Here is a 20,959-nt window from a genome sequence, read left to right as displayed (position 1 = left end):
GCCACGACTTCTCAACGGTCCACTCTCTCACCCGTGCCGGACGGGTCGGCGCTTTCCGCTGCGGTGTCCGGGGCCGGGTCACTCGGCTGCTCGGGGGCGTCTGCCCGTGAGCCGGCCTCGGACTCCTCCTTGAGACGTGCGTCGGAGGCCTCCGGGTTCTGCGGAGCGTCGACCTGGCTCTGCGGGCCGTCGATCTCGTCGTCCGTTTCGGCGGTGTCGTCCTCGTCGGCCTCACGGGCCGCGGCGCGCTTGCGCTGGGTGTACATCCGGAAGCCCGCGAGGACCAGGAGCAGGACGCCACCGCCGATGACCAGCATCACCGTGGGCGTGACCTCGGTGACCTTCACGTCGAAGGTGACCGGGGCGCCGTACGCCTGGCCGTCCTCCGTGTACAGCTGGGCGACGACTTTCGCCCGCCCGTTGGCATTGGCCGACGTGGTGAACTTCACCGACTGGGCGTGGCCGCCGTTGACCGTGACGCGCTGCTCCTCGTAGGCGTCTCCGCCGATCTTGAGTCGCGTGGGGTTCATCGACGTGAGCCGCAGCTTCAGGTGCTCGACGCCCTGGACCAGGTTGTTCTGGACGGTCACGGGGATCGTGGCGCTGCGGCCGGAGAGCTTGGTCTCCGACTTCTGGATCAGCTTGACCCCGTCGATGAGCCCGTTGAGGTACGTCTCGATGCCATCGCGGTAGCCCACCGCCGCGACGCCCCGGCCGCGCCACGACGTGGACATCTCGCGGTTCATGGCCCGCCCGAACGGGGTCACCACCCGGGACTGGCGGGTGAGGATCACCTTGAACTTGTCGAGCTTGCCCTGGGTCCTGGCGATCTGCTCGAAGGCGGCCCGCGGCAGCTCCTGCTTGGGCAGCGAGGAGGGGTACGCGGAGGCCGGCGGCACCTTCGTGTTGGCAGCGGGGTCCGGCTTGGCCTTGGCGGCGGCCGTGAGGTCCTGCGACTCGGACCAGGTCCCGCCCTGGAGGGTCCCCAGGGCCTCGGCCATGGCCTGCGCCTGGCTCACGGACGGCATGCGCTGTGGGGCGACGACGACGCTGCGCTGCTTGCCGGTCTGCAGGCCGAGCGTCAGGCTCTGGGCCAGGAAGCGCTGCACGGCGAGCGTGGAGGCGGAGGCCTTCGTCAGGTCGCCTTGGAACGCCGTGGACATCCGGGAGTCCGCGACGACGGCCGTGGTGCCGCCGCCGATGGGACGGGCGGCGGAGGGCGTGTACGACAGATCGTCCTGGAGGCTGTCGCTGCGGGTGATCACCTTGTCGGCGCCCGCGGATGTGGCGACCTTCACGATCGACGGGTCGACGGCGCCGTCCACCGGCCAGGCGAAGTCCGTGGACGGTTTCACATGGAGGATCGTCTCCACCGTCTTGTCGGCGACGTCGGTGGCCTCCTTGAGGTGGCTCAGCGAGCCGGTGACGTTCGTGCCGTTGTGGGCGAGGGAGGCCACGTCCGGGTCGCCGAACGGCAGGGCGGCGACCTCTTCGCCCGTGACCGCCTGCTGGAGCTCGGCCAGCCAGTGCTTTGCGGCCTCCTGGTTCCTGCCGGGAGTGATGGTGCCGTCTGCGGCGCGGACCTGGTAGCTCCGCGTCATCGCGTCGACGGATGCCAGCAGGTCCGGGTCGACCACCCAGGTGACGTCGAGGCCCTTGCCCAGCGAGACCATCTGGTCCAGGCGTCCGCCCGGAGCGATCTCCTCGGCGAGCTCGTCGTCGCGGAAGACCGGCGTCTGCTGCTCGTTCGACCCCGTCTCGGCCGCGATGTGGGCGCTGGAGACGAGCGGCCAGAGGAACGTGGTCTTCGTCCGGGTGCCGGCCTCCTCCGGCTGCCACGGCAGGAACGTGCGCTGGATGCCGAGAACCTGGTCCCAGGGCTGCGCCGCGGTCTCCCCGGAGAGCGCGACGGCCAGCTGGTAGACGCCGTCGCGGCCGAGATCCAGCTTGTCGGCCGGCACGGAGATGCTGAAGGGCTCCGCGACGCCGGGGGTGAGCGCGGAGAACTTCTCGGTGTACTTTCCGCCGACCTTCTCGCCGGAGGGCCCCTGGAGGTCGTCGCTCTTCTTGGCGAGGGTGTCGATCGACGAGCGGGTCTCGAGAGGGGGCCCCACCTGCAGGTCCACGTGGGCGCCGGTGACCGTCTGCTTGCCGTTGTTGGTCACAGTGCCCGTCACGGTCACCGTGTCCCCCTCGGAGGGCGCGCTGGGGCTGAGTGAGTCGACCGCGACCGACACCGAGCCCGCGCCGACGGCAGCCTGCGGGGACTCCTGCCCGGCCGCGTCCGCCGGCGGGGCGGCGGGCAACTGGAGGAGTCCGGCCAGCAGGGGCGCACCGGCGAGCAGTGCCCCGGTGCGCCGCAACCAGCGGCGGGCAGGTGAGGCACTGGTCCCCTGGAAGTCTGCCGCCTCGGCCACGCGCTCGTCCGTCCCTCGTCGTCGTCAGTGGTCGTCGGAATGTGCGTCCCCGCATGGTAACGATGCGCGCTGAGGGGAAGTGCCGCGGTCCGCTCCACAAGATCGCGGGCCCACTCAGTGCTGTCCGTTATGCGGTCCTATGCGAGGGAGCGGTTCTTTACAGCACAACAGCTGGGGCTTGTGCGCGCATAACGGACGTGTCCCCATGCTTCTGCGTGCGGAATAGGAGGAGCCCGCGGTGGCCCGGGCCACGTACCCTCTTCTGTTGTGCCGAACGCCAACGAAGAAAAGTCCAGTGCCCTGAGCCAGGTGCAGCACCGTGCGGTGAGTGAACTGCTGCGAGTCGCTCCTGTCGCCGATGACCTCGCCCGTCGCTTCCAGGAGGCCGGGTTCTCACTCGCCCTCGTCGGCGGCTCGGTACGGGACGCGCTGCTGGGCCGGCTCGGCAACGACCTGGACTTCACGACCGACGCCCGCCCTCAGGACGTCCTGAAGATCGTGCGTCCGTGGGCGGACGCCGTCTGGGAGGTCGGGATCGCCTTCGGCACGGTCGGTGTCCACAAGGACGGCTACCAGATCGAGGTGACCACCTACCGCTCGGAGGCCTACGACCGCACCTCGCGCAAGCCCGAGGTGTCGTACGGGGACTCCATCGAAGAGGATCTCGTCCGCCGTGACTTCACGGTGAACGCGATGGCGGTGGCGCTGCCGGAGAAGGAGTTCGTCGACCCGCACGGCGGGCTCGAGGACCTTGCGGCACGTGTGCTGCGCACTCCGGGCACTCCGGAGGAGTCGTTCTCGGACGACCCGCTGCGGATGATGAGGGCCGCGCGCTTCGCGGCTCAGCTCGACTTCGAGGTCGCCCCCGAGGTCGTCACGGCGATGACGGAGATGGCCGGGCGCATCGAGATCGTCTCGGCCGAGCGGGTGCGGGACGAACTGAACAAGCTGATCCTCTCCCCGCAGCCGCGCAAGGGCCTGACGCTGCTCGTCGAGACGGGCCTCGCCGAACGCGTGGTGCCCGAGCTGCCGGCTCTGCGCCTTGAGCGTGACGAGCACCACCGTCACAAGGATGTCTACGACCACACGCTGATCGTCCTGGAGCAGGCGATGGCGCTTGAAGAGGACGGTCCCGACCTCACTCTCCGCCTGGCCGCCCTGCTGCACGACATCGGCAAGCCGCGCACGCGCCGCTTCGAGAAGGACGGCCGGGTCTCGTTCCACCATCACGAGGTGGTCGGGGCCAAGATGACCAAGAAGCGCATGACGGCTCTGAAGTACTCCAACGAGCTGGTGAAGGACGTCTCCCGTCTGGTCGAACTCCACCTGCGCTTCCACGGCTACGGCACCGGCGAGTGGACGGACTCGGCGGTCCGCCGCTACGTCCGTGACGCCGGCCCGCTCCTCGACCGCCTCCACAAGCTGACCCGCTCGGACTGCACGACCCGCAACAAGCGCAAGGCGGCGGCTCTGTCGCGTGCGTACGACGGGCTGGAGGCGCGGATCGCCAAACTGCAGGAGCAGGAGGAGCTGGACTCGATCCGTCCGGACCTCGACGGCAACCAGATCATGGAGATCCTCGGCGTGGGTCCCGGCCCGGTCATCGGCCGTGCGTATCAGCACATGCTGGAGCTGCGCCTGGAGAACGGGCCGATGGAGCATGACGCAGCGGTGGCCGCGCTCAAGGAGTGGTGGGCCGGGCAGGAGGGCTGAGCTGTGAAACGGGGTCATGTTTCACGTGAAACATGACCCCGCTGGAGACAGGCGGCCTGCTGGAGACAGACCGAGGGGCGGTGTTTCACGTGAAACACCGCCCCTCGTCGTGTCTGCCTACTTCTTGTAGTCCTTCAGGCAGAGCAGGAAGTCCTTGCCGTCACCGCTCTCGGTGTACGTGTACTGGAAGTCCTTGGCCTCGGCCTCGCACTTGCTGGAAGCCAACGTCTCCGTGAGGTACGAGCCCTCGATCTTGGCCAGCACCTTGAACTGGGCCTTCGCGTCGTCGCACTTCACGACTTCGAGGTCCGGGTTGTTGTCGCTGGTGCTGCCGCGGTGCATGCAGTCGCCGACGGCGGCCGTGTTGGCGTCGTCCCGGCTCGTTATGTAACCGACGACGGCGATGGTCGCCACGGCGATGACGATGACGATGTTCTTGATGGTCTTGAAGCTGAGCTTGCGACCGGACGGCTGCGGGGGAACCGGAGCGTACGGAGCGGCGCCCTGGGGCGGAAAGCCGGGCTGCCCGGGCTGCTGGGGGTAACCGCCCTGGGGCGGGAACGGAGCCTGGGGTGCAGCCGCGGGCTGGCCCTGTGCGAATGGGTTGCCCTGGGGCGGCGGAGTAGTCACTTGGGTTCCCCCTGGAAGCATGGTGAGTGACGCGAACATGTCGCGAGATAAGACCCACGTAAGGTAGCGGTCTCCACTGACAACGCAGTAGTCAGAAGTGGCTCTGTGTCATTGATGTGACACTTACTGGCGACTAAATCGGGCCATAGTCACAGCTACTGCCGCGTAGATAACGGCGATCGTGATCACCAGCGGCACGGATCGGCCGTCCGGCGGCAGCATCAGGGCGGCCACGGCGGCCGCGCCTACGAAGAAGACGTTGAAGAGGACGTCGTAAACCGAGAAGATCCGGCCACGGAAGCCGTCCTCGACGGAGGACTGGACAATGGTGTCCGTGGCGATCTTCGCGCCCTGGGTGGTCAGCCCCAGGACGAAGGCCGCGGCCAGCAGCGGGGCGGTGGCGAACGGCAGCCCGAGAGCTGGTTCCAGCAGCGCCGCGGCCCCCGCGCACACGACGATCCAGCGACCCGGCCCGAGCCGCCCCGCAGTCCAGGGCGTCACCACGGCCGCAGCGAAGAATCCGGCGCCGGAGACGCCCAACGCCAGTCCCAACAGGGCGAGTCCGTCGTCCGTGGTCGAGGTGAGGGCGTACCGGCACAGCATCAGCAGCATGACCAGCAGGGCGCCGTAGCAGAATCGCATCAGCGACATCGCCGCGAGTGCCCAGGCGGCCTCCCGGCGCTGCGGCGCGGCCAGGTGACGTACGCCTGCCGCAAGGTCGCGGGCGGTGCCCGTGAGAGCCTCCCCGACCCGATCGCGCGCCAAGGGCCGGTCAGGGCCGAGGAGTTCGCGCGCCATGCTCAGTGACGCCAGTGCGGCGCACAGATACAGTCCGGCTCCCACGAGCACCACCGCGGCGTCCGAGTCAGCCACCGCCAGGCGTACGACGAAGGCGAGGCCGCCCCCCGCGGTCGCCGCCAGTGTTCCGGCGGTCGGGGAGAGGGAGTTGGCGATGACCAGGCGATCGGCGTCGACCACGCGCGGCAGGGCGGCGGACAGGCCGGACAGGACGAAGCGATTGACCGCGGTGACGCACAGAGCCGAGACGTAGAAGAGCCAGTCCGGAGCCGGACTGAGGATCAGCAGGGCTGTCGCGGAGGCCAGCAGAGCGCGCAACAGGCTGCCGTACAGCAGGACCTGACGGCGCCGCCAGCGGTCCAGCAGGACACCGGCGAAGGGACCGACGAGGGAGTAAGGGAGCAGCAGCACCGCCATCGCGGAGGCGACCGCGGCTGCCGAGGTCTGCTTCTCCGGAGAGAAGACCACGTACGCGGCGAGCGCGACCTGGTAGACGCCGTCGGCACCCTGGGACAGCAGACGTACGGCGAGCAGGCGCCGGAAGCCCTGGAAGCGCAACAGGACGCGCAGGTCACGGACGACGGCCATGGAGCCCAGCCTCACATATGGGGAGGGTCCCCGGGCCGCACGACCCGGGGACCCTCACAGCCCTGGCAGGAGCGACTGGTTGCGGCGCGTCAGCGCTCGACCTCACCCTTGATGAACTTCTCGACGTTCTCGCGGGCCTCGTCGTCGAAGTACTGCACGGGCGGGGACTTCATGAAGTAGCTCGACGCGGAGAGGATCGGACCGCCGATGCCGCGGTCCTTGGCGATCTTCGCGGCGCGCAGGGCGTCGATGATGACGCCGGCGGAGTTCGGGGAGTCCCAGACCTCGAGCTTGTACTCGAGGTTCAGCGGGACGTCACCGAAGGCGCGGCCCTCGAGGCGGACGTAGGCCCACTTGCGGTCGTCCAGCCAGGCGACGTAGTCGGACGGACCGATGTGGACGTTGCCCTCGCCCAGTTCGCGGTCGCGGATCTGGGAGGTGACGGCCTGCGTCTTGGAGATCTTCTTCGACTCGAGGCGGTCGCGCTCGAGCATGTTCTTGAAGTCCATGTTGCCGCCGACGTTCAGCTGCATCGTGCGGTCCAGGATGACGCCCCGGTCCTCGAACAGCTTGGCCATCACACGGTGCGTGATGGTGGCGCCCACCTGGGACTTGATGTCGTCGCCGACGATCGGGACGCCCGCCTCGGTGAACTTGTCCGCCCACTCCTTGGTGCCGGCGATGAAGACCGGAAGGGCGTTGACGAAGGCGACCTTCGCGTCGATGGCGCACTGCGCGTAGAACTTCGCCGCGTCCTCGGAGCCGACGGGCAGGTAGCAGACGAGGACGTCGACCTGCCGGTCCTTGAGGATCTGGACGACGTCGACCGGCTCCTCGGCGGACTCCTCGATGGTCTCGCGGTAGTACTTGCCGAGGCCGTCGAGGGTGTGGCCGCGCTGCACCGATACACCGGTGCTGGGTACGTCGCAGATCTTGATGGTGTTGTTCTCGGAGGCGCCGATGGCGTCCGCCAGGTCGAGACCGACCTTCTTGGCGTCCACGTCGAACGCGGCGACGAACTCGACGTCGCGGACGTGGTACTCGCCGAACTGGACGTGCATCAGGCCCGGCACCCTGGACGCCGGGTCGGCGTCCTTGTAGTACTCGACTCCCTGCACCAGCGATGCGGCACAGTTGCCCACACCGACGATGGCTACGCGAACCGAACCCATTCCGGTTGCTCCCTGTGTGTACGAGTGAGGCCCTGACTGGGCTCTCACGTGGCGGTGTCGTCGGGCGTATCCGGACGGGGGTCGCCCCCCGGCCGGGGCAGGCCGCCCGACGCTCCAGATGTGGTGTCACGCGAGGCGGGCTCCCCGGCGGCCGGACCTTTGAGGTCCCGCCCCGCCCGCTCGCTCTCGATCAGCTCGTTCAGCCAGCGCACCTCGCGCTCCACGGACTCCATCCCGTGGCGCTGGAGCTCGAGCGTGTAGTCGTCGAGGCGCTCCCGGGTCCGGGCCAGAGAAGCGCTCATCTTCTCCAGCCGCTCCTCCAGCCGGCTGCGGCGGCCCTCCAGCACGCGCATGCGGACATCGCGTGAGGTTTGCCCGAAGAAGGCGAAACGGGCTGCGAAGGTTTCGTCCTCGTACGCGTCGGGCCCGGTCTGCGAGAGCAGCTGTTCGAAGTGCTCCTTACCCTCCGCCGTCAACCGGTAGACGATCTTGGCGCGGCGCCCCGCGAGGGGGGCGGCGAGGGCGTCCTCGGTGGTGTTCCCCGTTTCCTCGATCAACCAGCCGTTGGCGACCAGCGTCTTGAGGCAGGGGTAGAGCGTCCCGTAGCTGAACGCACGGAACACACCCAGTGAGGTGTTGAGCCGTTTGCGCAGCTCATAGCCGTGCATCGGAGATTCGCGGAGCAGGCCGAGTACGGCGAACTCGAGGATGCCGGAACGCCGGCTCATCGTCGCCTCCTCTCGCCGCGGTGCGCATGTATCAGTCCGATGTGTCGGGCCGATGTGTCGAGCTGATGTATCGACTCGATACATCACGACGATAGAACGGCCTTCCGGATGCGACAAGAGGGGGTCGGGTGAACGGGATCACATCACCGATTCGTCCGACGTGAGTTGCCTGATTTGAGGTGAACTTCGGGGCTCGGCAGGTTTTGGCGGTGCGTAGTCTGTGCGCCATGCACATCACCGGGAACCAAGTGACGCCTGAGAGCGTCGTCGTCTTCGGTGTAGTACGGGTGCATGCGGGACCGATGAATGCGGAGCCGACCGCATCCGTACTTCGGGGGGACCGGAAACCAGCCGCCGTTTCCAGGCGCGCAGGGGTGCGCCTGCCCGAGGAGTAGTCGTTCGATGAGCGAGCACCGTCGCAAACCGCCGCAGCCGCAGGGAGGCGGACGTGCCGCGGCCCGACGCGGCCAGTCCGGTTCGTCCTCCGGCCGCCGCGCGGCACCGCGAGGCGCCACCGGGTCTCTGTCCGACTCCTATGGGTCGGACTCCTACGACTCGGGGGGTGAGGAGCGTCAGTACGGCGGCCGTGCCGAGGCCCGGCGTGCGGCGCAGAGAAGTACGGGTGGCGGCCGCCGCAGAGCGGCCGAACCGACCCGTGGTGGCCGACGCGCCGCCCCTGCTGGGAGAGGACGCGCGGCCCCCGTCCCCGACAGGAAGCGGCTGATCGACTACCCGCGGGCCGGCAAGTACGGCTGGCAGCGCTGGCTGCCCTCCTGGAGGCTCGTCTCCGGCCTGTGCATCGGCTTCTTCGGCAGCCTGGTGGCCGTGGCGGGCATCGGCTATGCCATGGTGGGCGTCCCCAACGAGGAGAACGCGGCCGCTCTGTCGCAGAACAACGTCTACTACTGGGCCGACGGCACTCAGATGGTCGCCGCGGGCAGTGGTCAGAACCGGCAGAACGTCACGATCGACCGGATCCCCAAGGAGATGCAGTGGGCGGTGATCTCGGCCGAGAACAAGAGCTTCTACCAGGACTCCGGCGTCGACCCCATGGGTATCGCCCGGGCCCTGGCGAACATGGCCCGGGGCGGTGACACGCAGGGCGGTTCGACGATCACCCAGCAGTTCGTCAAGAACACCTACCTGAGCCAGGAACAGACGGTCACCCGCAAGTTCAAGGAGATGTTCATCTCCATCAAGGTGGGCACCAAGCTCACCAAGGGCCAGATCCTCCAGGGCTACCTCAACACCTCGTACTACGGCCGGGGCGCCTACGGCATCCAGGCCGCGGCCCAGGCCTACTACGGCAAGGAAGCGAAGGACCTCACGCCGAGTGAGTGCGCCTTCCTCGCCGCCCTGCTGAAGGGGCCGACGTACTACGACCCCGCGGGCAACGACAGCATCGACCCTGGGGCGACCAAGGACAAGAACCTCAAGCGGTCCAAGGACCGTTGGGGCTGGATCCTCGAGCAGATGCACAACGACAAGAGGATCACGGACAAGCAGTACCAGGACGCGATCAAGGAATACCCCATGCCGGATGACCGCAAGGCGTCCAAGGGCATGACCGGCCAGATCGGCTACCTGGCGGACACCGCCAAGAAGTACGTTCTGAACCACTCCAACATCACCGAGAAGCAGTTCGACCAGGGCGGCTACCAGATCAAGACGACCTTCGAGAAGAGCAAGGTCGAGGCGCTGGCGAAGGCCGTCAAGAAGGTCGAGAAGGAGAAGCTAGACCCGAAGAACCGTGAGCTGGACAAGCACGTCCAGTTCGGTGCGGCGTCGGTGAAGCCCAAGGACGGCGCGATCGTCGCGCTCTACGGCGGTGCGGGTTACGAGAACGGCCACTTCAACAACAACGCGGACACCTCGGGTGTCCCCGTCGGTTCGACGTGGAAGCCGTTCGTGCTCGCCGCCGCGATGGAGCACGGCACTTATCGGAGCGACGGAGTCGGGGTCTCGCCGCTGAGCAAGTACAACGGCAACGACCATCTCAAGGTCAGGAACAACGACGGCTCCTATGTCCTGAAGAAGGACAACACTCCGTTCTTCCAGGAGAACGAGAGCGACCGCCCCTGGGGGTACATCTCTCTGCGCAAGGCGATGGAGCAGTCGGTCAACACCCCGTTCGTGCAGCTCGGCATGGACGTGGGGATGAAGAACGTGCGGGACGTGGCGGAGAAGGCCGGCATCCTGGACTCAAGCTTCGCCACGCTCAACCCATCGTTCGCGCTCGGTACGTCGACTCCCAGTGCGATCCGCATGGCCGACGCCTACGCGACGTTCGCCGCAGCGGGCAAGCAGGCCGCCCCGTACTCGGTGACCAGCGTCAAGGCCAACGGCCAGGAGATCGAGGGCTTTGACAAGCCAAGGATCACGCAGGCCATGCCCGAGAAGGTGGCCCGCAACGTCACGGACACTCTGGAGAACGTCATCCAGAACGGTACGGGCAAGAAGGCGCTGGCCCTGGACCGTACGGCGGCCGGCAAGACCGGTACCACCGACGAGAACAAGTCCGCCTGGTTCGTCGGCTACACCCAGCAGCTGTCGACCTCGGTCGCGATGTTCCGCGAGGATCCCAAGAGCGCCAGGCTGCTCTCCATGAACGGCACGGCGGGTGAGAAGTCCATCCACGGTGGTGACACTCCCACCCAGGTGTGGACCGAGTACATGAAGGCCGCGCTGAAGGGCAAGCCCGACCTCGGCTTCCCGGAGGCCGAGAAGATCGGCGAGATCCAGGACGAGGTGGGTGCTCCGACGCCGACCCCCACGCCCAGTGTCGAGCCCAGTGAGACCGTGACCGAGTCGCCGAGCGCCACTCCCAGCGAGAGCTCGACCCCGTCGCCATCGCCGAGCGACACCTGTGGATTCTTCGGGTGTGAGGAGGACGGTGGTGCGCAGAACGGCGGCACTGGCAACGGGGGCACTGACGGAGAGACGTCCCCCGAGCCCACGCCCACCGATACGAACCTGGACGGCGGCAACAGCAGGGGCAATGGCAACGGAGGCATCTTCGGAGGCCCCGAGGGATAGCCGCTGGCAGATCGTCCGGCTTGAGTGTTTCACGTGAAACGCGAGGAGTGTTTCACGTGAAACGAGGGCCGCCGTCCCCTTCGGGTACGGCGGCCCTCGGCGTATTGCTGGACACGTACGGCAGGATGTGCGGCATGGCCAGTGCAGAATCGACGCAAGCGAGCGTCCATGAGCGGGAGCCGGTGCGGCCGACCAAGGAGGACGAGGTCGCCGCGGCCGGCAGCGAGCTGATCGGCGGCCCGCTGGGGCGGCGTGCACTGCTCGGGTCGTCCTGGTGGACTCCCGTGCGGGTGATCGCGTTGGTGGCGATCGGCATGTTCGCCCTCGGCCTGGTCCAGAAGGCACCCTGCTACAACGGCGCCTGGTTCTTCGGGGCCAGCTCCCAGTACACGCACGCGTGCTACTCGGACATCCCGCACCTCTACCAGGGGCGCGGCTTCGCCGACGGGCTCGTGCCGTACTTCGACAGGCTCCCTGGCGACATGCAGTACCTGGAGTACCCGGTGCTCACCGGTGTCTTCATGGAGGTCGCCTCCTGGCTCACCCCCGGCAGCGGCACCATCCAGGACCAGGAGCAGTGGTACTGGATGGTCAATGCCGGAATGCTCATGGTGTGTGCGTCGGTCATCGCCGTGTGCGTGACCCGCACCCACGCCCGGCGACCCTGGGACGGCCTGCTGGTCGCCCTGGCGCCTGCCGCCGCGCTGACGGCGACCATCAACTGGGACCTGCTCGCGGTCGCTCTCACGGCCGCGGCGATGCTGATGTGGTCACGCGGCCGCTCCCTCGCGTTCGGCGTCCTACTGGGGCTCGCCACGGCCGCCAAGCTCTACCCCTTCCTGCTCCTGGGGCCGCTGATGGTGCTGTGCTGGCGAGCGGGCAGGTGGCGCGAGTTCGGGACTGCTCTGGGCGGCGCGATCGTCGCCTGGGTCGTCGTGAACGGGCCCGTGATGCTCTTCGCCTTCGAGGGCTGGTCGAAGTTCTACACGTTCAGCCAGGAACGGGGCGTCGACTTCGGCTCCTTCTGGCTGATCATGGCCCAGAACTCGGACGACCCGCTCAGCACCGACACGGTCAACACACTGGCCACGCTGCTGATGCTGGTGAGCTGTGCGGCTGTCGCCGCGCTCGCACTGACCGCCCCGCGCCGCCCGCGGTTCGCCCAGCTGGCCTTTCTGATCGTCGCGGCGTTCATCCTCACCAACAAGGTCTACTCGCCGCAGTACGTCCTGTGGCTGGTGCCGCTGGCCGCTCTCGCCCGGCCGAAGTGGCGGGACTTCCTGATCTGGCAGGCCTGCGAGGTGGCGTACTTCCTGGGAATTTGGCTGTACCTCGCGTACACGACCAGCGGAGAAGCTCACAAGGGGCTGCCCACCGACGGCTACCACTGGGCCATCGGACTGCATCTGCTGGGGACGCTGTACCTGTGCGTGATGGTCGTGCGCGACATCTTCATGCCGGAGCGGGACCCGGTACGACGGTCGGGCGACGACGACCCCTCGGGAGGGGTCCTTGACGGGGCGGAGGACGTCTTCGTCTTCGGTCCCGCGGCCCGGCCTCGGCGGCATGAGGCCGTCCAGTTCGAGGGGCCGACGGTCGAGTGGGGCAAGCAGGGCGCCACAGGCAGTTCGCTCTGAGCGAACTGCACCAGGGGCCGGCTACAGGAAGCGCGAAGGCCGTACACGGGGCACCGTGTACGGCCTTCCTGCTGAATGAACTGCGGTGGTCAGCGGTCCACGATCCGGTCGAACTGCGTGGTGGTGTGCCGCAGATGGGCTACCAGCTCCTCGCCGACCTTCGGTTCGGGCGCGTCCGCCGGCACGAACAGGATGGAGACCTGCATGTGCGGCGGCTCCGCGAACCAGCGCTGCTTGCCGCCCCAGACGAACGGAGAGAGATTCCGGTTCACCGTCGCGAGGCCGGCGCGGGCGACGCCCTTGGCGCGCGGCATGACGCCGTGCAGCGCCTTGGGGGCCTCCAGGCCCACTCCGTGCGACGTACCGCCCGCGACGACCACCAGGAAGCCGTCGGAGGCCGCCTTCTGCTGCCGGTAGCCGAAACGGTCGCCCTTGGTGACGCGCGTGACGTCCAGGACCGCGCCGCGGTACTCGGTGGCGTCGTGGTCCCCCAGCCACAGCCGCGTGCCGATGCGGGCGCGGAAGCGGGTCTGCGGGAACTGCTGCTGGAGCCGGGCGAGGTCCTCGGCCTTGAGGTGGCTGACGAACATGGTGTGCAGGGGCAGCCGAGCGGCACGCAGCCGGTCCATCCAGCCGATGACCTCCTCGACGGCGTCGGAGCCGTCGGTACGGTCCAGCGGCAGATGGATGGCGAAGCCCTCCAGGCGGACGTTCTCGATGGCGGCGTGCAGCTGGGCCAGGTCCTGCTCGCTGATGCCGTGCCGCTTCATCGAGGACATCACCTCGATCACCACGCGGGCACCGACCAGGCCGTACACGCCGTCTATCGACGAGACGGAGCGGATGACCCGGTCCGGCAGCGGCACCGGCTCCTCGCCGCGCCGGTACGGCGTCAGCACCAGCAGGTCCCCGCCGAACCAGTCCTTGATCCGGGCGGCCTCGTACGTCGTGCCGACGGCGAGGACGTCCGAGCCCAGCCGCGTGGCCTCCTCCGCCAGCCGCTCGTGCCCGAAGCCGTAGCCGTTGCCCTTGCAGACCGGCACGAGGCCCGGGAACTGCTCCTGCACGTGCTTGTGGTGCGCACGCCAGCGCGCGGTGTCGACGTAGAGCGTGAGCGCCATGGCCGGACCTGGAACCTTTCTCGGGGTTGCCGTGTATCGGCGGTTGCCGTCTATCAGAGGTATAGAAGCACTGAACGGGACATCAGCGACGCGACATGTACATGTCGAGCGCCTTGTGCAGCAGCTTGTTCAGCGGGAAGTCCCACTCGCCGAGGTACTCGGCCGCCTGGCCGCCGGTACCCACCTTGAACTGGATCAGACCGAAGAGGTGGTCGGTCTCGTCCAGCGAGTCCGAGATGCCGCGCAGGTCGTAGACGGTGGCGCCGAGCGCGTAGGCGTCGCGCAGCATCCGCCACTGCATCGCGTTCGAGGGCCGGACCTCACGGCCGATGTTGTCGGAGGCGCCGTAGGAGTACCAGACGTGCCCGCCGACGATCAGCATCGTCGCGGCCGACAGGTTCACGCCGTTGTGCCGGGCGAAGTACAACCGCATGCGATTGGGGTCCTCGGTGTTGAGGGCCGTCCACATGCGCTGGAAGTACGACAGCGGGCGCGGCCGGAAGTGGTCGCGCACGGCCGTGATCTCGTACAGCCGCTGCCATTCCTCGAGGTCCTGGTAGCCGCCCTGGACGACCTCGACGCCCGCCTTCTCGGCCTTCTTGATGTTGCGGCGCCACAGCTGGTTGAAGTTCTTGTGGACCTCTTCCAGGGAGCGGTTCGCCAGCGGCACCTGGTACACGTAGCGGGGCTGGACATCGCCGAAGCCGGCGCCGCCGTCCTCGCCCTGCTGCCAGCCCATGCGGCGCAGCTTGTCGGCCACCTCGAAGGCGCGCGGCTCGATGTGGTCGGCCTCGATGTCACGCAGGCGCTTGACGTCCGGGTTCTGGATGCCCTGCTTGATGGAGGGAGCCTCCCAGCGCCGGATGATCACCGGCGGGCCCATCTTCACGGAGAAGGCGCCCTGCTGCTTCAGATGCGCCAGCATCGGCTCGATCCAGTCCTGCAGATTCGGCGCGAACCAGTTGATGACCGGCCCCTCGGGCAGGTAGGCGAGGTAGCGCTTGATCTTGGGCAGTTGCCGGTAGAGGACCAGACCGGCGCCGACCATCTCGCCCGTGCGGTCGTCGAACCAGCCGAGGTTCTCGGAGCGCCACTCCGCCTTGACGTCAGCCCAGGCCGGGACCTGCATGTGGCTCGCCGACGGCAGGCTCTGGATGTAGGCCAGATGCTGCTCTCGACTGATGGTCCTCAGGGTCAGGCTCATTTCGGGGCGCTCCTCGGGCTGGTGTGTCCCCATGGGTTCAGGGGCTCCGGCTCTCGCGCGAAGCCTACTGCGCCTTGGGAGCGCGCCGGTTGGGCGTACGGGACCTTCGCCCCGGCCCGAGGCCGACCGGGGCGTGACCCGGTGTTCAGATGAGGGGGTGTCCTGGCGTCAGCCGATGAGGCCGCCGTGCGCCATGCCCAGGAAGAACCCGACGCCCGATGCGCCCAGGCCCAGGATCAGGCCGAAGCGCTCCCGGGTCGTCTCCGAGATCCACTGGCCGTACGCACCCGTGAGGATGCCCACCAGACCGGCCCAGGAGCTGAGCAGGTGCAGGTCCTCGTCGATGATCGCGGTGAGGAACGACATGAGGCCCAGCACCAGGGTCCCCGCGAGCAGGGCGTCCTGGAGGGGATGGGGCTTGCCGTCAGTGGCGAAGAGGCCGCCGGCGGTGTTGGGTCGCAATGCCTGTGCCATGGGGCACCTCCTGCGAAGTCGGCGCATCGTAGCGCCATACACACCCGATGTGTACAGATTGGCTGCCCTAGAGGCCGGATTTCAACCGCAAGCCGCTGTGCGGGTACTCTGTACCGTCCGCACCGGTGTCTGCCCATGTCATGGCAGGGGCTTCTCGCCAGAACCCCCGACTGTCAGTGGTGGCCGATACCGTTGCCTACGCATCACAACCCTCCTGCCACGGAACGACCGTGGCCGCTGAGTCCAAAGGAGGTGGGTTCCACATGCGTCACTACGAGGTGATGGTCATCCTCGACCCCGAGGTCGAGGAGCGCGCTGTCTCTCCGCTGATCGAGAACTTCCTCTCTGTCGTCCGTGACGGCGGCGGAAAGGTCGAGAAGGTCGACACCTGGGGCCGTCGTCGTCTCGCGTACGAGATCAAGAAGAAGCCCGAGGGCATCTACTCGGTCATCGACCTGCAGGCCGAGCCTGCGGTCGTCAAGGAGCTCGACCGCCAGATGAACCTGAACGAGTCGGTCCTCCGGACCAAGGTCCTCCGTCCCGAGATGCACTGAGCTTCCACGCTCAGCTGATCCCGGGATTCGAGTAGCAAGCAGCCAGAGCAAACCCGCCGAGAGGTTCCCCCATGGCAGGCGAGACCGTCATCACGGTCGTCGGCAATCTTGTCGACGACCCCGAGCTGCGCTTCACCCCCTCCGGTGCGGCGGTCGCGAAGTTCCGTGTCGCGTCCACCCCCCGCACCTTCGACCGCCAGACGAACGAGTGGAAGGACGGCGAGAGCCTCTTCCTGACCTGCTCGGTCTGGCGTCAGGCGGCGGAGAACGTCGCAGAGTCGCTCCAGCGAGGCATGCGCGTCATCGTGCAGGGCCGGCTGAAGCAGCGGTCCTACGAGGACCGTGAGGGTGTCAAGCGCACGGTCTACGAGCTGGACGTCGAGGAAGTCGGCGCCAGCCTGCGCAACGCCACGGCCAAGGTCACCAAGACCACCGGCCGCGGTGGCCAGGGCGGCTACGGCGGCGGTAGCGGCGGCGGCCAGGGTGGCGGCGGCTGGGGCGGCGGCCCCGGCGGCGGCCAGCAGGGCGGCGGCGCTCCCGCTGACGACCCGTGGGCGACCGGTGCTCCCGCCGGTGGCAACCAGGGCGGTGGCGGCGGCTGGGGTGGAAACTCCGGCGGCAGCGGCGGTGGCGGCGGCTACTCGGACGAGCCCCCCTTCTAGGGCGGGTTCGCACCCAAACTTCTTGATCACACAGGAGATACACCATGGCGAAGCCGCCTGTGCGCAAGCCGAAGAAGAAGGTCTGCGCATTCTGCAAGGACAAGGTCACGTACGTGGACTACAAGGACACGAACATGCTGCGGAAGTTCATTTCCGACCGCGGCAAGATCCGTGCCCGCCGCGTGACCGGCAACTGCACGCAGCACCAGCGTGACGTCGCCACGGCCGTGAAGAACAGCCGTGAGATGGCGCTGCTGCCCTACACGTCCACCGCGCGATAAGGGAAGGGTGACCGACTCATGAAGATCATCCTCACCCACGAGGTCTCCGGCCTCGGTGCCGCTGGCGACGTCGTCGACGTCAAGGACGGTTACGCTCGCAACTACCTGATCCCGCGGAAGTTCGCTATCCGCTGGACCAAGGGTGGCGAGAAGGACGTCGAGCAGATCCGTCGTGCTCGCAAGATCCACGAGATCCAGACCATCGAGCAGGCCAACACTGTGAAGGCCCAGCTCGAGGGCGTCAAGGTCCGTCTGGCCGTTCGCTCCGGCGACGCCGGTCGTCTCTTCGGTTCCGTCACCCCGGCCGACATCGCTTCCGCGATCAAGGCCTCCGGTGGTCCCGAGGTCGACAAGCGCCGCATCGAGCTCGGCTCGCCGATCAAGACGCTTGGCGCTCACGAGACGTCCGTGCGTCTGCACCCCGAGGTTGCCGCCAAGGTCAACATCGAGGTCGTCGCGGCCTGAGTGCCGCGCTTGCTGAAGCAGTAAGCGATGGGGCCGCACCCTCCGGGGTGCGGCCCCATTCGTGTCTGCTGGACGCATAGCTGCCGACGGTGTCCATGTTTCACGTGAAACACCGCGTTCTGTGGAGCACGCCGTGTTTCACGTGAAACAGCCAGCGTTTCACGTGAAACGGTCAGCGGGTCGCGCCCGTGACGAGCCAGCGTCCCGAGCGGGTGCGGAGCCACAGGGTCAGCATCCGCACAGTCATCATCAGCGTCATCGTGGCCCAGAGAGCGGTGAGCCCGCCGCCCAGTACCGGGACCAGCAGAGCGACCGGCGTGAACACCGCCAGGGTGACCAGCATCGCCCAGGCGAGATAGGGGCCGTCGCCGGCTCCCATCAGGACTCCGTCCAGGACGAAGACGATGCCGGAGATCGGCTGGGAGAGGGCGACGATGATCAGGGCGGGCAGCGCCACATCCTTGACCGCCGGGTCGCTGGTGAACAGGGGCAGGAAGACCGGTCGGGTGATGACCACCAGGACGCCCAGGACGACCCCGACGGCGATACCCCACTCGACCATGCGACGGCACGCGTCCCGGGCACCCTGGGCGTCACCGGCTCCGAGGTAGCGCCCGATGATCGCCTGCCCCGCGATGGCGATGGCGTCGAGGGCGAAGGCCAGCAGGCTCCACAGGGAGAGGATGATCTGGTGGGCGGCGATGTCGGCATCCCCGAGACGAGCGGCGACCCCCGTGGCGATCATGAGGATGGCCCTCAGAGAGAGGGTGCGCACCAGCAAGGGCACGCCGGCTTGCGCGGAGGCCCTGATCCCGGCGGCATCCGGGCGCAGCGAGGCACCATGCTTGCGCGCTCCCCGCAGAACCACCACGAGGTAGACCGCGGCCATGCCGCACTGGGCGATGACGGTGCCCCACGCGGAACCGGCGATCCCCAGATCGGCGCCGTAGACAAGCCCGGCGTTGAGGACACCGTTGGCGACGAAGCCCGCGATGGCGACGTAGAGCGGGGTCTTGGTGTCCTGCAGTCCGCGCAGGACACCGGTCGCGGCGAGCACCACGAGCATGGCCGGTATGCCGAGCACGGAGATGCGCAGATACGTGATCGCGTACGGGGCTGCCGCGTCAGAGGCGCCGAAGAGGTCCACGAGGTGAGGCGCTGTGGGCAGGGCGACCGTGACGACGGCGGCGCCGAGGAGCAGTGCCAGCCAGATTCCGTCCATGCCTTGTCGGATGGCGGCCTGAAGGTCGCCCGCTCCGACACGGCGGGCGACTGCTGCTGTCGTGGCGTAGGCGAGGAAGACGAAGACGCTCACGGCGGTCATCAGGAGGGCCGAGGCGACGCCGAGACCGGCGAGTTGGGCCGTGCCCAGATGGCCCACGATGGCGGTGTCGGCCATGAGGAAGAGGGGCTCGGCGACGAGGGCGCCAAAGGCCGGCACGGCCAGCGCGACGATCTCTCGGTCGTGCTGTCTCCGGCCGGCTCGGCGGCGCACGGGGGCCTGTGTCATGTGCAGCAATCTAATCGTCCACAGGTAAGAGATGCAAAGCTTTTGCGGTCCTTACTTTCCGTCTTGGGGTGCGCACTGCTGTGCACTGTTCGAGGCGATCTTGGGCCGGTTGGGAAAGTTTTTCTTCTGCACAGCCGGTGGACGGCAAAGATGCAGGTCAGGGTGGTTTCTCTCGTGAGGATCGCGGCTTGTTCACAGGCCTGTCCACCGGGTCGTGCACAGGTTTCGCGGAGTTCTCCACAGCATCTGGGCCGTCGTCCACATGGCCTGTGGATAACCAGATTGGCTGACGGTGCCGAGGGGCCTACGGTAGTCCGGCGCCCGCTCCGTCCGCCGGTTTTCAAAACGCCACAAAACCGGCGCGTACCAACCGGAGTTGGGCATCTTATTTGTCAGTGCCGTGCCGTAGAACAGAGGGGCACGGCTAGGTCTGCTTCGGCGGACGGGAGGAGGTGGCTCGGTGAGCATTTCCGAGCCCTTGGACGACCCGTGGGCCGACAGCGGGCCCAGTGATCGTCTGCCGGCCTCCCGCCGACGTGGTGACGGAGCCCGGGGCCGCGACGAACAGCACGACCGCGGCAGGGACAGCGGGGCGTGGGACGGCGGCTCGGCCCCGTCGTTCGAGCGGGTGCCCCCACAGGACATCGACGCCGAGCAATCCGTCCTCGGCGGCATGCTCCTGTCCAAGGACGCCATCGCCGACGTCGTCGAGATCCTCAAGGGCCACGACTTCTACAAGCCGGCCCACGAGACGATCTACCAGGCCGTCCTCGACGTCTACGCCAAGGGCGAGCCGGCCGACCCCATCACGATCGCGGCCGAGCTCACCAAGCGCGGTGAGATCAACAAGGTCGGCGGGGCCTCGTATCTGCACACCCTCGTCCAGACGGTGCCGACGGCGGCCAACGCGGCGTACTACGCGGAGATCGTCCACGAGCGGGCCGTCCTGCGCCGCCTGGTGGAGGCCGGAACGCGCATCACACAGATGGGATACGCGGCCGACGACGACGTCGACGAGATCGTCAACCGCGCCCAGGCAGAGGTCTACGCGGTCACCGAGCAGCGCACCAGCGAGGACTACCTGCCGCTCGGCGACATCATGGAGGGCGCGCTCGACGAGATCGAGGCGATCGGCTCGCGCAGCGGTGAAATGACCGGCGTGCCTACCGGGTTCACCGACTTCGACTCGCTCACCAACGGCCTGCACCCTGGGCAGATGATCGTCATCGCGGCCCGTCCCGCCATGGGCAAGTCGACGCTGGCCCTGGACTTCGCCCGGGCCGCGTCGATCAAGCACAACCTGCCGAGCGTCATCTTCTCCCTGGAGATGGGGCGCAACGAGATCGCGATGCGGCTGCTGTCCGCAGAGGCCCGCGTCGCCCTGCACCACATGCGGTCCGGCACCATGACGGACGAGGACTGGACGCGTCTGGCGCGCCGGATGCCCGAGGTCTCGTCCGCGCCCCTTTACATCGACGACTCCCCGAACCTGTCGATGATGGAGATTCGCGCCAAGTGCCGTCGGCTGAAGCAGCGCAACGACATCAGGCTCGTGATCATCGACTATCTCCAGCTGATGCAGTCCGGGGGCTCCAAGCGCTCCGAGAGCCGTCAGCAGGAGGTCTCGGACATGTCCCGGAACCTCAAGCTCCTGGCCAAGGAACTAGAGGTTCCGGTGATCGCGCTCTCCCAGCTCAACCGTGGTCCCGAACAGCGCACGGACAAGAAGCCGATGGTGTCCGACCTACGTGAGTCGGGCTCCATCGAGCAGGACGCCGACATGGTGATCCTTCTGCACCGCGAGGACGCGTACGAGAAGGAGTCGCCCCGCGCGGGCGAGGCGGACATCATCGTGGGCAAGCACCGAAACGGCCCGACGGCGACGATCACCGTCGCCTTCCAGGGCCACTACTCGCGGTTCGTGGACATGGCGCAGACCTGATCCGCCCCGCCCTCACCGGCCCTGCCT

General features: G+C 67.8%; 17 protein-coding genes. 8 read left to right on the top strand and 9 right to left on the bottom strand.

Annotated elements, in window-relative coordinates; translation table 11 throughout:
- Window positions 1–11: 11 nt before the first annotated feature.
- Window positions 12–2,417 (bottom strand): DUF6049 family protein, encoded by a 2,406-nt coding sequence (locus tag AB0G20_RS05825; protein ID WP_361296356.1) that lies wholly within the window; start codon window positions 2,415–2,417, stop codon window positions 12–14.
- 267 nt (window positions 2,418–2,684) lie between these two features.
- On the opposite strand from AB0G20_RS05825, the gene AB0G20_RS05820 reads away from it, so the two are divergent.
- Entirely contained in the window at window positions 2,685–4,130 is a 1,446-nt protein-coding gene (locus tag AB0G20_RS05820) for a CCA tRNA nucleotidyltransferase (RefSeq protein ID WP_361296353.1), read from the top strand.
- A 117-nt stretch (window positions 4,131–4,247) separates the two neighbouring features.
- On the opposite strand, the gene AB0G20_RS05815 is transcribed toward AB0G20_RS05820, so the two are convergent.
- The 4 genes from AB0G20_RS05815 to AB0G20_RS05800 all read right to left on the bottom strand — a co-directional run bounded on the left by AB0G20_RS05815 (window position 4,248) and on the right by AB0G20_RS05800 (window position 8,046).
- Window positions 4,248–4,760, bottom strand: a complete 513-nt coding sequence (locus AB0G20_RS05815; RefSeq protein ID WP_361296350.1) for a hypothetical protein — start codon at window positions 4,758–4,760, stop codon at window positions 4,248–4,250.
- Window positions 4,761–4,883: 123 nt separating this feature from the next.
- On the bottom strand, window positions 4,884–6,146 hold the full coding sequence (locus tag AB0G20_RS05810; RefSeq protein WP_361296347.1) for an MFS transporter: 1,263 nt from the start codon (window positions 6,144–6,146) through the stop codon (window positions 4,884–4,886).
- A gap of 89 nt (window positions 6,147–6,235) precedes the next feature.
- The gene (locus AB0G20_RS05805; RefSeq protein WP_361296344.1) at window positions 6,236–7,318 is read right to left on the bottom strand and encodes an inositol-3-phosphate synthase; all 1,083 of its coding nucleotides are present in this window, start codon (window positions 7,316–7,318) and stop codon (window positions 6,236–6,238) included.
- Window positions 7,319–7,362: 44 nt separating this feature from the next.
- Window positions 7,363–8,046, bottom strand: coding sequence for a PadR family transcriptional regulator (locus AB0G20_RS05800; RefSeq protein WP_361296341.1), 684 nt, complete (start codon window positions 8,044–8,046; stop codon window positions 7,363–7,365).
- Window positions 8,047–8,448: 402 nt separating this feature from the next.
- Between AB0G20_RS05800 and AB0G20_RS05795 the strand changes: the two genes are divergently transcribed.
- Together AB0G20_RS05795 and AB0G20_RS05790 are read left to right on the top strand one after the other, a co-directional pair.
- A complete protein-coding gene (locus tag AB0G20_RS05795; RefSeq protein WP_361296338.1) occupies window positions 8,449–11,082 on the top strand; it encodes a transglycosylase domain-containing protein in 2,634 nt (877 codons plus the stop codon).
- A gap of 125 nt (window positions 11,083–11,207) precedes the next feature.
- The gene (locus AB0G20_RS05790) at window positions 11,208–12,719 is read left to right on the top strand and encodes a glycosyltransferase 87 family protein (protein ID WP_361297700.1); all 1,512 of its coding nucleotides are present in this window, start codon (window positions 11,208–11,210) and stop codon (window positions 12,717–12,719) included.
- 89 nt (window positions 12,720–12,808) lie between these two features.
- Here AB0G20_RS05790 and AB0G20_RS05785 read toward each other — a convergent pair whose 3' ends face one another.
- The 3 genes from AB0G20_RS05785 to AB0G20_RS05775 form a co-directional block, all read right to left on the bottom strand.
- Window positions 12,809–13,840 carry an alanine racemase gene (locus tag AB0G20_RS05785; RefSeq protein WP_361296335.1) on the bottom strand — a complete coding sequence of 344 codons (1,032 nt, stop codon included), beginning with the start codon at window positions 13,838–13,840 and terminating at the stop codon, window positions 12,809–12,811.
- 82 nt (window positions 13,841–13,922) lie between these two features.
- Window positions 13,923–15,044, bottom strand: coding sequence for a peptidoglycan bridge formation glycyltransferase FemA/FemB family protein (gene femX, locus AB0G20_RS05780; protein WP_248503133.1), 1,122 nt, complete (start codon window positions 15,042–15,044; stop codon window positions 13,923–13,925).
- Between the two features lie 168 nt (window positions 15,045–15,212).
- Entirely contained in the window at window positions 15,213–15,518 is a 306-nt protein-coding gene (locus AB0G20_RS05775; RefSeq protein WP_361296332.1) for a hypothetical protein, read from the bottom strand.
- A gap of 263 nt (window positions 15,519–15,781) precedes the next feature.
- Here AB0G20_RS05775 and rpsF point away from each other — a divergent pair, with 263 nt between their 5' ends.
- The 4 genes from rpsF (at window position 15,782) to rplI (ending at window position 17,480) form a co-directional block, all read left to right on the top strand.
- Complete coding sequence (gene rpsF / locus AB0G20_RS05770; protein WP_104779105.1) at window positions 15,782–16,072, top strand: 30S ribosomal protein S6; 291 nt, start codon at window positions 15,782–15,784, stop codon at window positions 16,070–16,072.
- A 71-nt stretch (window positions 16,073–16,143) separates the two neighbouring features.
- Complete coding sequence (locus tag AB0G20_RS05765) at window positions 16,144–16,734, top strand: single-stranded DNA-binding protein (RefSeq protein WP_361296329.1); 591 nt, start codon at window positions 16,144–16,146, stop codon at window positions 16,732–16,734.
- 44 nt (window positions 16,735–16,778) lie between these two features.
- Entirely contained in the window at window positions 16,779–17,015 is a 237-nt protein-coding gene (gene rpsR, locus AB0G20_RS05760) for a 30S ribosomal protein S18 (RefSeq protein ID WP_003949403.1), read from the top strand.
- An 18-nt stretch (window positions 17,016–17,033) separates the two neighbouring features.
- Window positions 17,034–17,480 carry a 50S ribosomal protein L9 gene (gene rplI, locus AB0G20_RS05755; RefSeq protein WP_031137688.1) on the top strand — a complete coding sequence of 149 codons (447 nt, stop codon included), beginning with the start codon at window positions 17,034–17,036 and terminating at the stop codon, window positions 17,478–17,480.
- Window positions 17,481–17,652: 172 nt separating this feature from the next.
- Here rplI and AB0G20_RS05750 read toward each other — a convergent pair whose 3' ends face one another.
- Window positions 17,653–18,990, bottom strand: coding sequence for an MATE family efflux transporter (locus tag AB0G20_RS05750; protein ID WP_361296326.1), 1,338 nt, complete (start codon window positions 18,988–18,990; stop codon window positions 17,653–17,655).
- Between the two features lie 460 nt (window positions 18,991–19,450).
- Here AB0G20_RS05750 and dnaB point away from each other — a divergent pair, with 460 nt between their 5' ends.
- Window positions 19,451–20,932 carry a replicative DNA helicase gene (dnaB, locus tag AB0G20_RS05745; protein ID WP_361296323.1) on the top strand — a complete coding sequence of 494 codons (1,482 nt, stop codon included), beginning with the start codon at window positions 19,451–19,453 and terminating at the stop codon, window positions 20,930–20,932.
- Window positions 20,933–20,959: the final 27 nt, after the last annotated feature.

This window comes from Streptomyces sp. NPDC024017 (genome assembly GCF_040638895.1).
In the GTDB taxonomy this organism is placed as follows: domain Bacteria; phylum Actinomycetota; class Actinomycetes; order Streptomycetales; family Streptomycetaceae; genus Streptomyces.
The sequence above is the reverse complement of the archived record's forward strand: the minus strand, read 5'-3'. Positions and strand labels throughout refer to the sequence as shown.

Excerpts from the sequence above, each read along its gene's own strand:
- rpsR (WP_003949403.1), top strand. The coding sequence starts at position 16,779 with ATGGCGAAGCCGCCTGTGCGCAAGCCGAAGAAGAAGGTCTGCGCATTC.
- femX (WP_248503133.1), bottom strand. The coding sequence starts at position 15,044 with ATGAGCCTGACCCTGAGGACCATCAGTCGAGAGCAGCATCTGGCCTAC.
- AB0G20_RS05790 (WP_361297700.1), top strand. The coding sequence starts at position 11,208 with ATGTGCGGCATGGCCAGTGCAGAATCGACGCAAGCGAGCGTCCATGAG.
- AB0G20_RS05750 (WP_361296326.1), bottom strand. The coding sequence starts at position 18,990 with ATGACACAGGCCCCCGTGCGCCGCCGAGCCGGCCGGAGACAGCACGAC.
- AB0G20_RS05785 (WP_361296335.1), bottom strand. The coding sequence starts at position 13,840 with ATGGCGCTCACGCTCTACGTCGACACCGCGCGCTGGCGTGCGCACCAC.
- rpsF (WP_104779105.1), top strand. The coding sequence starts at position 15,782 with ATGCGTCACTACGAGGTGATGGTCATCCTCGACCCCGAGGTCGAGGAG.
- AB0G20_RS05795 (WP_361296338.1), top strand. The coding sequence starts at position 8,449 with ATGAGCGAGCACCGTCGCAAACCGCCGCAGCCGCAGGGAGGCGGACGT.
- AB0G20_RS05775 (WP_361296332.1), bottom strand. The coding sequence starts at position 15,518 with ATGGCACAGGCATTGCGACCCAACACCGCCGGCGGCCTCTTCGCCACT.
- AB0G20_RS05800 (WP_361296341.1), bottom strand. The coding sequence starts at position 8,046 with ATGAGCCGGCGTTCCGGCATCCTCGAGTTCGCCGTACTCGGCCTGCTC.
- AB0G20_RS05765 (WP_361296329.1), top strand. The coding sequence starts at position 16,144 with ATGGCAGGCGAGACCGTCATCACGGTCGTCGGCAATCTTGTCGACGAC.
- rplI (WP_031137688.1), top strand. The coding sequence starts at position 17,034 with ATGAAGATCATCCTCACCCACGAGGTCTCCGGCCTCGGTGCCGCTGGC.
- AB0G20_RS05810 (WP_361296347.1), bottom strand. The coding sequence starts at position 6,146 with ATGGCCGTCGTCCGTGACCTGCGCGTCCTGTTGCGCTTCCAGGGCTTC.
- AB0G20_RS05805 (WP_361296344.1), bottom strand. The coding sequence starts at position 7,318 with ATGGGTTCGGTTCGCGTAGCCATCGTCGGTGTGGGCAACTGTGCCGCA.